The sequence below is a fragment of the Streptomyces sp. SM10 genome, from assembly GCF_002910915.1.
Taxonomy (GTDB): domain Bacteria; phylum Actinomycetota; class Actinomycetes; order Streptomycetales; family Streptomycetaceae; genus Streptomyces.
The window spans coordinates 94,813-107,789 of record NZ_NEUF01000177.1; the positions used below are offsets into that span (position 1 = coordinate 94,813).

At 69.2% G+C, this 12,977-nt stretch carries 11 protein-coding genes and 1 riboswitch; of the genes, 6 read left to right on the forward strand and 5 right to left on the reverse strand.

The window, feature by feature from the left end:
• Positions 1-89: 89 nt before the first annotated feature.
• The 5 genes from B9S57_RS29775 to B9S57_RS29795 form a co-directional block, all read right to left on the reverse strand.
• Positions 90-1,850, reverse strand: a complete 1,761-nt coding sequence (locus B9S57_RS29775; RefSeq protein ID WP_103760278.1) for an ABC transporter substrate-binding protein — start codon at positions 1,848-1,850, stop codon at positions 90-92.
• A gap of 44 nt (positions 1,851-1,894) precedes the next feature.
• Positions 1,895-2,887: an ABC transporter permease gene (locus tag B9S57_RS29780; RefSeq protein WP_103760279.1), complete on the reverse strand. Its 993-nt coding sequence runs from the start codon at positions 2,885-2,887 to the stop codon at positions 1,895-1,897.
• 356 nt (positions 2,888-3,243) lie between these two features.
• Positions 3,244-3,996, reverse strand: coding sequence for an enhanced serine sensitivity protein SseB C-terminal domain-containing protein (locus B9S57_RS29785; protein WP_181011528.1), 753 nt, complete (start codon positions 3,994-3,996; stop codon positions 3,244-3,246).
• Positions 3,997-4,264: 268 nt separating this feature from the next.
• Positions 4,265-5,038, reverse strand: a complete 774-nt coding sequence (locus tag B9S57_RS29790; protein WP_103760281.1) for an enhanced serine sensitivity protein SseB — start codon at positions 5,036-5,038, stop codon at positions 4,265-4,267.
• Between the two features lie 218 nt (positions 5,039-5,256).
• Positions 5,257-5,946 carry an AAA family ATPase gene (locus tag B9S57_RS29795; RefSeq protein ID WP_103760282.1) on the reverse strand — a complete coding sequence of 230 codons (690 nt, stop codon included), beginning with the start codon at positions 5,944-5,946 and terminating at the stop codon, positions 5,257-5,259.
• Between the two features lie 174 nt (positions 5,947-6,120).
• A riboswitch (glycine riboswitch) is annotated at positions 6,121-6,218 on the forward strand.
• 167 nt (positions 6,219-6,385) lie between these two features.
• Here B9S57_RS29795 and gcvT point away from each other — a divergent pair.
• From gcvT to B9S57_RS29825, 6 genes are all read left to right on the forward strand, one after another.
• Entirely contained in the window at positions 6,386-7,513 is a 1,128-nt protein-coding gene (gene gcvT, locus B9S57_RS29800; RefSeq protein ID WP_103760307.1) for a glycine cleavage system aminomethyltransferase GcvT, read from the forward strand.
• A gap of 89 nt (positions 7,514-7,602) precedes the next feature.
• Positions 7,603-7,980, forward strand: coding sequence for a glycine cleavage system protein GcvH (gcvH, locus tag B9S57_RS29805; RefSeq protein WP_103760283.1), 378 nt, complete (start codon positions 7,603-7,605; stop codon positions 7,978-7,980).
• 19 nt (positions 7,981-7,999) lie between these two features.
• Positions 8,000-9,259, forward strand: coding sequence for a serine hydroxymethyltransferase (gene glyA, locus B9S57_RS29810; RefSeq protein WP_103760284.1), 1,260 nt, complete (start codon positions 8,000-8,002; stop codon positions 9,257-9,259).
• 156 nt (positions 9,260-9,415) lie between these two features.
• Entirely contained in the window at positions 9,416-10,801 is a 1,386-nt protein-coding gene (locus B9S57_RS29815) for an L-serine ammonia-lyase (protein WP_103760285.1), read from the forward strand.
• A gap of 570 nt (positions 10,802-11,371) precedes the next feature.
• Entirely contained in the window at positions 11,372-11,986 is a 615-nt protein-coding gene (locus B9S57_RS29820) for a type IV toxin-antitoxin system AbiEi family antitoxin domain-containing protein (protein WP_103760286.1), read from the forward strand.
• Complete coding sequence (locus B9S57_RS29825; protein WP_103760287.1) at positions 11,986-12,885, forward strand: nucleotidyl transferase AbiEii/AbiGii toxin family protein; 900 nt, start codon at positions 11,986-11,988, stop codon at positions 12,883-12,885. Before B9S57_RS29820 ends, B9S57_RS29825 begins: the two co-directional genes overlap by 1 nt.
• The last annotated feature ends 92 nt before the right edge of the window (positions 12,886-12,977 follow it).

A 12,977-nucleotide genomic window follows, 5' to 3' on the forward strand; every position in this document is an offset into this window, starting at 1 on the left:
GCCGTGCGGCGCCGGGCGGGCGGACGGGGTACGCCCGCCGGCCCGGCGCCTTCACCTGCCTTTCAGGGGATGCTGTCGAGGAACAGGTGTTACTTGGTCGAGGTCATCAACACGTAGTCGTACATACCGAGGTACGCGTCCGTGACCGTGACGTTCGCCGCGGAGTCCGGGCGGTAGAGCAGGTTCTTGCGGTAGACGAGCGGGACGAGGGAGGCGTTCTCCATGACCTTCTGGTCGACCTCGCCCCAGGCGGCGTTGCGCGCCGTGGTGTCCACCGTGCCGATGCCGTTGACGAGGGCCTCGTTGACACCCTTGTCGTCGAGCTCCATCAGGTTCGTGCCGCCCGAGGGCTTGATGGCCGAGCCGTTGACGATCTGGTCGAGGAAGCCGAAGCCGGTCGGCCAGTCGGCGCCCCACTGCATCATCATCATGCCCGCGTTGTTCTTGTGGACCCACTCGGGGACGCCGGCGAAGTCGGTGAAGTACTTGTCCGACGGGAACTGCTTGATCTCGGCGGTGATGCCGATCGCCTTCAGGCTGCCCTGGAGCTGCGTGGCGGCGGTGATCTCGTCGGGACGGTCCGAGCGGGCCGTCAGCGTGGTCTTGAAGCCGTTGGGCTTACCGCACTTGGTCAGGTGCTCCTTGGCCTTCGCGGCGTCGCCCTTGCTGCCCTCGGTCGGGTACAGGTCGAACTTCTTGTAACCGGCGACGGTCGGCGGGATGACCGTGCTGGCCGGATCGCCCTTGACCGAGCCACCGATCGAGTCGATCAGGCTCTGCTTGTCGACCGCGTACTGAACGGCCTTGCGGCACTCGATGTTGTCGAACGGCTTCACGTTGACGTTCAGCGCCATGTACTGCAGGGCGCCGGCGTACGGGTTGTCCGTCTTGGCCTTCTCGGCGGACTTGACCAGGACCTTGGGCTGGGTCTTGGACTGCAGACCCGTGCCCGCGATGTCAGCGGTGGTCACGTCGTTGAGGAGGTGGTCGTCGACCGTGGTGGGGTTGACGTTGAGCTTCAGCTCGATCTTGTCCGGGAGCGCCTTGCGGATCGGGTCCGTCTTCGGGTCCCACTCCGGGTTCCGGACGAGCGTCGCACCCTTGCTCTCGTCGTACGCCGAGAACTTGTACGGGCCCGAGGAGACCATCTTCTGGACGTAGCTGGCGCCCGTGTCGGCCTTCTGCTGGATCGGCGCGGTCTGCGAGAACGCGGCCAGGTAGTCCATGTCGGCGAACGGCTTGTTCAGCTTGAAGACGATCGTGTAGTCGTCCGGGGTCTCGATGGACTTGAGGCCCTCGGCGGACTTGTCCTTGTACGGACCCTTGTACTTGTCGCCGCCCTCGAGGTACGCCTTGAAGTACGTCGGGCCGTTGGACAGGGCCTCCGGCGCGAAGTTGGAGCGCTCGACGGCGTACTTGACGTCCTTCGAGGTGATCTCGGTGCCGTCCTCGAACTTCACGCCCTTGCGGATCGTGTAGGTCCAGGTCTTGGCGTCCGCGCTGGCCTTGCCGAGGCCCGTGGCGAGGTCGGGGACGACCTGCAGGCTCTCCTTGCCGGCGGCCGGCTTGAAGGTCACCAGGGAACGGGCGTACAGACGGGAGAAGTTCTGCACCCAGCCGTAGTACGTGTTGCCCGGGTCCAGGGAGTCCGGTCCGCTGGAGTGCTCGTACGTGACCGTCCCCCCCTTCTTGTCGGAGGCGTTGACGATGCTCGACAGCGCGGCGTCCGCCTTGGCGTTGCCCCCACCGCCGTTGCTGTCACCACCCGAGTCACTGCTGCTGCACGCCGACGCGCCGAGCGACACCGCTACGGCCACGGCAATGGCCGCTGCTGTCTTTCTGTTCTGCATGCTGAGGAAAGCCCCCTCGCTAGTCCGGTGCGGCACTGCCGCGATTACTTGCCACGAGGGTCGAGTGCGTCACGCAGCCCGTCCCCCAGCAGATTGAAGGCCAGCACGGTGAGGAAGATCGCCATGCCGGGGATGACCATGAACATCGGGTCCACCTCGTAGAGGTCGACCGCCTGCGTGAGCATGCCGCCCCAGGACGCCTGCGGCGGCGCGATACCCACACCGAGGAAGGACAGGGATGCCTCGAAGAGGATGTTCGTGGGGATCAGCAGCGTCGCGTAGACCAGGATCGGCGCGATGAGATTGGGCAGCAGTTCGCGGAAGAGGATGAACGGACCGCGCGCGCCGAGCGACTTGGCCGCCTCGACGAACTCCCGCTCACGCAGCGACAGGGTCTGCGCACGGACGATACGGCCGATGTAGGGCCAGCTGAAGAAGCCGATCACGAAGATCAGGACCGCGATCCGCAGGGTGAGTCCTTCCATCCCGAACGCTTCGCCCTGCAGGGAGGCGGAGATGGAGATCGCGAAGAGCAGCAGCGGGAAGGCGAGGAAGGTGTCCATCAGGCGGCTGATGAAGCTGTCCACCCAGCCGCCGTAGAAGCCGGCCACGACGCCCATGACGACGCCGATGACGACGGACAGGAGCGTGGAGCCGACGGCCACCACGAGGGAGACCCAGGAGCCTTCGAGGATGCGCGCCAGGATGTCGCGTCCGGTCTGCGGCTCGACACCGAGCGGGTGGTCCCAGCTCATGCCGCCGAAGTCGCCCTTGGGCGCCAGCAGGACCGGGTCCACCAGGCTCTGGTTGAACGCGTTGGGGTCGAGTCCGAGGAGCGACTGCAGCGGCTTGGAGAGCACCGCCGTGAGGATCAGCAGCACGACAACGATGCCACCGGCCATCGCGGCCTTGTCCCGCTTGAAGCGCGTCCAGGCGATCCGGCCGAGCGAACGGCCCTCGATCTCCTTGCGCCCGGCGCCTTCCAGCACCGTTTCGGGCTGCACTTCAGCCCCGGTGGTCTCGATCGGTGCCGTCATTGCGCTGGAGACCCCTCTCGGCCGACGGTGGCCGGCCTGTGACCGCCGCTGTAGCGGCTCGTATCAACACGTGATTCATGTGGCGGTGCGCAACCGAACGAACCCTGTTTGAAAGAGGGATACGCCGGGCATGGAGCACCTGCTGTAGGGAGTCTTCAACCACTTTGCGATCACCCGCCAGACCTGACGGGGAATGTTTGCTCAAACGTGATGCTGCCAAGGGGCTTCCGTTATCCGGACAGCCGTGCCCATTGAGCGGACCTCTCGGTCGCTAATCCGCTATAGCGGACATGACGCCCAACAGCGTGGAACAGGTGGCTTATTGCCTCGCGCGCCCGGACGCGAGTGACGCCCTCTCAGTACGCGCGCGGAGGCTGACCGGTGGCCGGCGGATAGCCGTAGCCGGTCGCACCGGGGGCCGGAGCGTGCGCCTCGCGGTCGTAGAACGGCCGGGCGTTGGCGTGCAGCCACATCGCGACCGGGTCGTACTCGTCGGACATCGAGACCGTGGAGACCGGCAGGCCGTCGGGGACCACGCCGATCGACTGCCGCATCATCGCGCGGACCGCGTCGACCGAAGGCCGGCCGGTGTCGTACAGGTCGAGCCCGATCGCGAGGTACGGGACGCCGAGCGCGGGCTGCACCCAGGCGCGCCGCAGCGCGCGGACGGCGGGGGTGCGGTGGGCGTTCTGCGACAGCAGGGCGTAGAACTGCGGGATCTCGACGGCGGGTTCGCTCAGGCGCAGCGGCCCGGCGGGCATCCGGTCGAGGCCGGTGGCGATGCGCCGCAGGTCCAGCCAGGGGATGCCGACCCCGCCGCCGGGGGCGTGCGGGTTGAGCCAGATGCCCCAGCGGTCGGGGAAGAGGGCGCGGGCGATGTCGCGGCCGGTGGTGACCTCATGGGCCCTGTTCCAGCCGCTCGCCGCGAGTTCCTCGGCGGAGGTCACGCACGGGGCGTAACCCAGGCCGTCGATCTCCATGTTGCCGTACTGGGCGTCGGGGGAGCCCGCCGTGCCGTGCCAGAGCAGCATCCAGACCTGGCCGTCCGCCAGGGACCGCAGCAGCGCCTCGTAGGTGTCGAGGCGCCCGGGGGTCACCTGGCGCAGCACGTGCTCGACCTTTCCCCGAGCTCTCGACTCCTCCCCCACTCTCGGCTTCGCTTGAGCGGGGGGACCCCCATGAGCAGGGGATACCCCATCGGCCGCCCCCGTGCCTGACGCACTCACCCTGGGTCCCGCCCCTCTTCGATCCGCTGTTCCCGCGTGCCTCACGGTGCTGTGGGCCGCTCCCGGGCACACGGGGCGGCCTCGTCATCCAACCAGCTTATGCGCCGCCCCTGACACCGGCTTGACGCCACGTGTCGGTGCGGTCCCGCTCTCAGTGCCCGTCGCGCAGATAGAACGGGCGCACCTTCTCCAGCATCCAGTCCCCCACCGGGTCCTGTGCCACGTCCAGCAGGAGGAGGTTGACCGGCCAGGGCACCTGGACCCGGCCCAGCGCGCGGCCCAGCGCGTCCAGCGGGACGCTCTGGGCCGTGGCGTCCACGACGGCCAGCTCGACGCCGACGAAGAGGGCGGGACTGTCGCCCTCGATACTGGCCAGCACCCGGCGCGCCGTGGTCACCAGGCCGGTCCCCTGGAATTCGGCGGACACCGCGGAGAGGAAGTCGACGGGGTCCTCCTTCCAGTCCGGCTCGCACAGCCGCACCCGGCCCCCGCTCGCCGGACCGTCCAGGGGGGTGCGCCCCGCCCGGCAGAGCTCCGCGACGGCGGGCGGCGGCAGGGGTATCCCGACCACGCCGCCCGGATTGACCGCGATGCCGAGCTGCGGGGGGAGCCCGCGGGCGAACTCGCGCGCGGGCGCGACGGTGAAGGAGAGATGGGAGCCGACGCACTGGAGGTACTGCGCCTCGGAGCTGAAGACGGGGACGTAGGCGCCGCCCTCGATGTCGAGGGTGGGCAGGTCGAGGCCGGGGCTGTCGGGCCCGCCGCCGTTCGGCAGCGGCACCCAGACCTGGCTGCGGCCGAGCACCTCCACGAGCCGCCCGCCCGCGCCGGGCACGCCGAGCGAAGCGCCGAGCGCCTCTTCGAGCTCGTTGGCCGGCCATCCCCCGGACGGATACGGGGCCTGTGCCTGAGCCGGAATGTCCACGGTGTCTGTGTCCCTCTCTCGCCATGCGGTGCGGCTGAAACCTTAGACCGGCTCGCGCCACGGGGGCACTGCCGCAGGCGGGAGCGGGGCACGGGCCCACCGCACCGTCCAGATTCCGGACAGCCGGCGGGCGAGATGCGAACTGTGCGTATGCGAACGATGACGCCCGGGATCACGCCTTCCCGCCTCCCGGATCCGTCCGCCACGCCCCGTGGCCGCTACTCCTGCGGGTGGCGCGGTCCGGGGAAGGAGATCCGGTCGATCGCCGCCGCGGTCTCCCGGTCGAGCAGGACCGCCGAGGCACACCCCGGCGGCAGCAGACCGCTCTCGGTGTCGCGCAGCAGCCGGCCGACCGCGCGCCGGTGCCGGGCGAAGGCGTATCCGGAGACTCCGCGCCCCCGCTCCCGCTGCCCCTGCCGGGCCACCCGGGGGGTGACGTCGAGCAGGACCAGGTGCAGCGAGCCGCCCCGGCGCCCGGCCTCGCGCGCCAGCCAGCGCCGCACCCAGGCCTGCGTGCCGCAGTCGTGGACGACGACGGACCCGCCGGACCTCAGGGCCTGCCGGAGGCCGGCGTAGTGGGCGACGCGCACCAGGGGGCGGTAGAGCGCGTAGGGGAGTAAGCGGGGCAGGACGGCCGCCCAGCGGTCCCTGGTGTCCTGGGAGTCGATGGCGTACCCCTGGACCGCGCGGCGGATCAGCGTCGACTTCCCGCTGCCGGGAAGCCCGGAGACCACCACCACGTCACCGGCCTCGAAGTCCAGTCCGCACGTCCCGCGGCCGCCCTCGCCCCGCAGGTCACGCACCACCGGTGGGCGCACCTCCGTCAGCTCGCGGGCGGGTACGCCCGACTGCCGGGGCATCGCACCGCGTGCCGCCCCCGCGCTGCTCGCGTAGCGCTGCAACGTCATCGTCCTCCCCCTGCCGATTCACCCACTGACCTGCCCCAAGAAGTGTAAAGAAAAGGTAATGCGGCACAACCGCTTCCGCCCGTACGTGTCGCTCCCCGCGTCCGGACGGACCGGGACACCCCACTCTCCTCCAATGCGTGCGATGATGACCCCGCCAACTGCATACCGGCCGTTTGAATCCGCGCGGGAGAGTCCCGGTCACCGTGTGCACCGGGCGCCGAAGGAGCAAGTTCCTCCCTTGAATCTCTCAGGCCCCGTACCGCGTGGATGAGGCAGATCTGAAAAGCGGGCCGCTGCGCGGCTCCACCCAAGGTGCAAGCCGACCCTGACGGGACCGACTCCGTCAGGACCCTTTCAGGGGCTCTCGGCGAACCTCTCAGGTTCCGATGACAGATGGGGAGGGAACCACCCCCTGTCGTCATGCCCTGGAGCCATGTCCATGAGCACTGCCCCGAGCGCCGAACCCCGCCGCACCGCCCTCGATGCCCTGCATCGGTCCCTGGGCGCGACCATGACCGACTTCGCCGGCTGGGACATGCCGCTGCGCTACGCCAGTGAGCGTGACGAGCACCACGCCGTACGCACCCGGGCCGGGCTGTTCGACCTGTCGCACATGGGCGAGATCACCGTCACCGGACCGCAGGCGGCGGCCTTCCTGAGCTACGCGCTGGTCGGCAACATCGCCACCGTCGGTGTGGGCCGGGCCCGCTACACGATGATCGTCCAGGAGGACGGCGGCATCGTGGACGACCTGATCGTCTACCGGCTCGGCGAGACCGACTACATGGTCGTCGCGAACGCGGGCAACGCGCAGATCGTGCTGGACACGCTGACCGCCCGCTCCGGTGGCTTCGAGGCCGAGGTGCGGGACGACCGCGAGGCGTACGCGCTGCTCGCCGTCCAGGGACCCGACTCCCCCGCCGTACTGAAGTCGGTCACCGACGCCGACCTGGACGGACTGAAGTACTACGCGGGTCTCCCCGGGACGGTCGCCGGTGTCCCCGCGCTCATCGCCCGTACCGGCTACACCGGCGAGGACGGCTTTGAGCTCTTCGTGGCCCCCGCCCACGCCGAGCAGCTGTGGAAGGCCCTCACCGAGGCCGGCGCGCCCTACGGACTGATCCCCTGCGGGCTCTCCTGCCGCGACACGCTCCGCCTGGAGGCGGGCATGCCGCTGTACGGGCACGAGCTGACCACCGAGCTGACGCCCTTCGACGCGGGCCTGGGCAGGGTCGTGAAGTTCGAGAAGGAGGGTGACTTCGTCGGCCGCGAGGCGCTCACGGCCGCCTCCGCGCGCGCGGAGTCCGCCCCGCCCCGCAAGCTCGTCGGCCTGGTCGCCGAGGGGCGCCGCGTGCCGCGCGCGGGGTTCCCCGTCGTCGTCGGCGGGGAGGTCGTCGGCGAGGTCACCTCCGGTGCTCCGTCGCCCACCCTGGGCAAGCCGATCGCCATGGCCTACGTGGACGCGGCGCACGCCGCGCCCGGAACCGAGGGTGTCGGGGTCGACATCCGGGGCACGCACGAGCCGTACGAGGTCGTGGCGCTGCCCTTCTACAAGCGCCGGAAGTGACACGGCCGCCGCGCACGTGACGCAGTCGTGTCTCACACCGTAAGACCACCGTTCATCAGCACTCCCCCGCGTACAGGAGAATTCAGGTCATGAGCAACCCCCAGCAGCTGCGGTACAGCAAGGAGCACGAGTGGCTGTCGGCCCTCGAGGACGGCGTGGCCGCGGTCGGTATCACCGAGTTCGCGGCCAACGCGCTCGGTGACGTCGTCTACGCCCAGCTCCCGGAGGTCGGTGACACGGTGACCGCGGGCGAGACCTGCGGGGAGCTGGAGTCGACCAAGTCGGTCAGCGACCTGTACTCGCCGGTGACCGGCGAGGTGACCGCGGCGAACCAGGACGTCGTGGACGACCCGTCGCTGGTGAACTCCGCTCCCTTCGAGGGCGGCTGGCTGTTCAAGGTGCGCGTGGCGGAGGAACCGAAGGACCTTCTCTCCGCCGACGAGTACACCGCGTTCTCCGGCAACTGAGACCTTAGGGACTTAACTGATGTCGCTTCTCAACTCCTCCCTCCACGAGCTGGACCCGGACGTCGCCGCCGCCGTCGACGCCGAGCTCCACCGTCAGCAGTCCACCCTCGAGATGATCGCCTCGGAGAACTTCGCTCCGGTCGCGGTCATGGAGGCGCAGGGCTCCGTCCTCACCAACAAGTACGCCGAGGGCTACCCCGGCCGGCGCTACTACGGTGGCTGCGAGCACGTCGACGTGGTCGAGCAGATCGCGATCGACCGCGTCAAGGCGCTCTTCGGCGCCGAGGCAGCGAACGTCCAGCCGCACTCGGGTGCGCAGGCCAACGCCGCCGCGATGTTCGCACTGCTGAAGCCGGGCGACACGATCATGGGTCTGAACCTGGCCCACGGCGGTCACCTGACCCACGGCATGAAGATCAACTTCTCCGGCAAGCTCTACAACGTGGTCCCGTACCACGTCGACGACACCGGCGTCGTGGACATGGCCGAGGTCGAGCGCCTGGCCAAGGAGTCGAAGCCGAAGCTCATCGTGGCCGGCTGGTCCGCCTACCCCCGCCAGCTGGACTTCGCCGCCTTCCGCCGCATCGCGGACGAGGTCGGCGCGTACCTGATGGTCGACATGGCCCACTTCGCGGGCCTGGTCGCCGCGGGCCTGCACCCCAACCCGGTGCCGCACGCCCACGTCGTCACGACCACCACGCACAAGACCCTCGGCGGCCCGCGCGGCGGTGTCATCCTGTCGACGCAGGAGCTCGCCAAGAAGATCAACTCCGCGGTCTTCCCCGGTCAGCAGGGTGGCCCGCTGGAGCACGTGATCGCGGCCAAGGCCGTCTCCTTCAAGGTCGCGGCCACCGACGAGTTCAAGGAGCGCCAGCAGCGCACCCTGGACGGCGCCCGCATCCTCGCCGAGCGCCTTGTGCAGCCGGACGTCACCGAGGTGGGCGTCTCCGTCCTCTCCGGCGGCACCGACGTCCACCTGGTCCTGGTCGACCTGCGCAACTCGGAGCTGGACGGCCAGCAGGCCGAGGACCGGCTCCACGAGCTGGGCATCACGGTCAACCGGAACGCCATCCCGAACGACCCGCGGCCCCCGATGGTCACCTCGGGCCTGCGCATCGGCACGCCGGCGCTCGCCACCCGCGGCTTCGGTGCCGAGGACTTCACCGAGGTCGCCGAGATCATCGCGGCCGCGCTGAAGCCCGCGTACGACGCGGAGGCCCTCAAGGCCCGCGTGGCCGCGCTGGCCGGGAAGTTCCCGCTGTACCCCGGCGTCAAGTAGTCACCCGCGATTTGCACGCCGGGTGGGGGCACCGCGCACACTGAACAGAGTGCGCGCGGTGCCCCCATCCCTTTGCCCCGCGCACCCGGGCCCATCCGGCCCGTCCCGCACCACCCGGCGGACAACGACGTCCACCAACGCCTTAGGAGTACTCCCGTGGCCCTCTCGGTCTTCGACCTCTTCTCGGTCGGCATCGGCCCGTCCAGTTCCCACACGGTCGGCCCGATGCGCGCGGCCCGCATGTTCGCCCGCCGCCTCAAGAACGAGGGGCTGCTGGTCCACACCGCGTCGGTACGTGCCGAGCTCTACGGCTCGCTCGGCGCGACGGGCCACGGGCACGGCACGCCCAAGGCCGTCCTGCTGGGCCTGGAGGGCGAGTCGCCCCGCACCGTCGACATCGAGGGCGCGGACGCCCGCGTCGAGGAGATCCGCTCCACGGGGCGCATCAACCTGCTCGGCGTACACGACATACCGTTCGACGCCGATGAGCAGCTGGTCCTGCACCGGCGCAAGGCCCTGCCGTACCACGCCAACGGGATGACCGTCCTCGCGTACGACCGTGACGGCGCCCCGCTGCTGGAGAAGACGTACTACTCGGTGGGCGGCGGCTTCGTCGTCGACGAGGACGCGGTGGCCGGCGAGAACCCGATCATCCCGGACGACACGGTCCTCAAGCACCCCTTCCGCACCGGTGACGAGCTGCTGCGGCTCGCCGGGGAGACCGGTCTGTCCATCTCCTCCCTGATGCTGGAGAACGAGAAGGCCTGGCGCACGGAGGACGAGATCCGGGCCGGCCTGCTGGAGATCTGGCGCGTCATGGAGGCCTGCATCGCGCGCGGCATGACCACCGAGGGCATCCTGCCCGGCGGCCTGAAGGTCCGCCGTCGCGCCGCGAACTCCGCGCGGCAGCTGCGCGCCGAGGGCGCCCCCCTGGCGCACGCGATGGAGTGGATCACCCTCTACGCCATGGCCGTCAACGAGGAGAACGCCGCCGGGGGCCGCGTGGTCACCGCCCCGACCAACGGCGCGGCGGGCATCATCCCCGCCGTCCTGCACTACTGGATGAACTTCGCGGCGGACGGCTGCACCGAGGCCGAGAAGGAGGACGGCGTCGTCCGCTTCCTCCTGGCCGCCGGCGCGATCGGCATGCTGTTCAAGGAGAACGCCTCCATCTCCGGCGCCGAGGTCGGCTGCCAGGGCGAGGTCGGCTCCGCCTGCTCCATGGCGGCGGGCGCCCTGGCCGAGGTCCTGGGCGGCTCCCCCGAGCAGGTGGAGAACGCCGCCGAGATCGGCATGGAGCACAACCTGGGCCTGACCTGCGACCCGGTCGGCGGCCTCGTCCAGATCCCCTGCATCGAGCGCAACGGCATGGCGGCGGTCAAGGCGGTCACGGCGGCGAAGATGGCCCTGCGCGGCGACGGCAGCCACAAGGTCTCCCTGGACAAGGTCATCAAGACCATGAAGGAGACCGGGGCCGACATGAGCGTGAAGTACAAGGAGACCGCGCGCGGCGGGCTCGCGGTGAACATCATCGAGTGCTAGGGAAGTGGGCCCTGACCAGCATGTTCGCATCTTTCAGCGCTGTCAGGGCCTTCCCTGCTTACTCGGCGGAAAGTCCCTGGATTCTCCCTGGGACAGGCGTGAAAGTCCCTGAAAAGTCCCTGGGAAATCCCACGGGGCAGGCCTCTGGCCTGGGGGTTCGTGGCATGCGCTCAGCGACGGATGTCCCTCGGGCAAGCCGCCCGGTGGCTCATCGCGGAACCTCGACACTGCGATGGCCCGCCTCCGAGGCGGCAGGGTAGACGCGATGTTCGCCGCGCCGCAGTGCGGCGAACCCTGTGGTCCTCCCACGAGGCCGCCTGCAGATTCGAACCAGCAACCTGCCCATGGCGAGTCTGCGAGCGATCGTGACTCGGAGTGCCATGCAGTGCCTCCGTGCAAACGCCTCGCTGGGACTCGTGAGGTACGCCGATCCACGACACCGAGCCCCCGCCCAAGGCGCCCGTCCACACCTTAACCACGCCGGACCGTCGACGGACGGCTATCCGTCGGCCGCTACGAGGATGCATTAAATCGATCCCCTGATTCCAGCGAAGGGGTACCATTCGATACATGAGTGCTGCGGAAAACTCTCGCTTGGAGCAACGCCTGGCAGGCCTCTCCCCCACGTTCACGACAGCGCAGGCACGTCAGGCCCTGCTCTCCCCCCGCGATCTGGCGTCCTTGGTCGCGGAAGGCGAGATAGACGAACTGTCCCGTGGGGTGTACCGGCGGTCAGACGCCCCGGAGACCGCGCACGCCGATCTGCTGGCCGTGTGCTCTCGCGCTCCTCGCGCTGTCGTGTGCGGTGAGTCCGCCCTGGCCCTGCATGAGCTGATCGACGACATCCCCGCAGCAGTACACATCGCCGTGCCGCGCGGTTCACGCCGCCCCACGATTTCCTACCCGCCGACAGTAGTGGCGCAGTACACCTCGAAGACCTTCGCTCTCGGCGTCGAACGATTCGAAGCGGCCCCAGGAGAGACCATCCCCGTGTACGACGCGGCCCGCAGCGTCGTCGACGCGATGCGCCACCGCAACCGCATTGGCGAGACCTTGGCCCTGTCAGCACTCAGCCGATACCTGCGCCGGAACGGACGTGGCGGGGTCAGCGAACTCCAGCACGTCGCGCGCGAGCTGGGCGCACTCTCCGTCATCCGCCCCGCCGTAGAGGCGGTGCTCGCCTGATGACCAACCCAACACGCGGCACCACCGCCGGCCGCGTCTACAACGACCTGCGCAATCTGGCCCGCCGCAACAACCGGTCCACGGACGAGATCATGGTCGAGTACGTCCTGGAACGGTTCCTCTACCGCTTGGCCGCATCGCCCCTGGGCCAGGAACACTTCGTCCTCAAGGGCGGCCTGCTGCTCGCCCAGTTCGGCGCACGCCGGATGACCCGCGACATCGACATCCTCGGCCGCGCGTTCCCAGGCGACGAAGCCGAGATCATCCGCAGGATCGCAGGCATCGCCGCCACCGAGATCGACGACGGAGTGGTCTTCGACCCCGCAACGCTCAAGAGCATCGCCATCCGCGAGGAGGACGAGTACCACGGCCTTCGCTTGTCCATGACTGCATCCATCGCCCGGGCCCGACTCAAACTTCAACTGGATGTCAGCTTCGGCGACCCTGTCACCCCAAACCCCCGGACGATCAACTACCGGCAGCAGCTCACCACAGAGAGCTTCCAGCTCCTCGGCTACCCGATCGCCACCGTCATCGCCGAAAAGCTCTCCACCGCCGTCTCGCTCGGCGACCTCAACACCCGCGACCGCGACTACGCAGACCTCTACCGCCTCCTTACACTCAACAGTCTCAACGGCGAAGAGCTGGCCGCAGCGCTGACCGCCACCGCCACACACCGCGGCATAGAGCTGAAGCCCCTCAGCGCAGCGATCACCGACCTCGCCGAGCGCCGCCAATCCTCCTACGCCGCCTGGCGCCGCCGACAGGGACCTTCCTCGGCCGGCTATCCGAATCTCTTCACTGACGTGGTCGGCCTAGTCATCGCATTCGCGGACCCACTGCTCGCAGGCACCGCCGCCACACGTAGTTGGAACAGCTCAGCCAGTACGTGGACGTGATCCGACTCCCTCACAAACCGCAGGAGATGCCCCATACCCCGAAGCGTCAATGACATCCCGTCACTGATTGTCGGAGGTGCGCCCGACACACG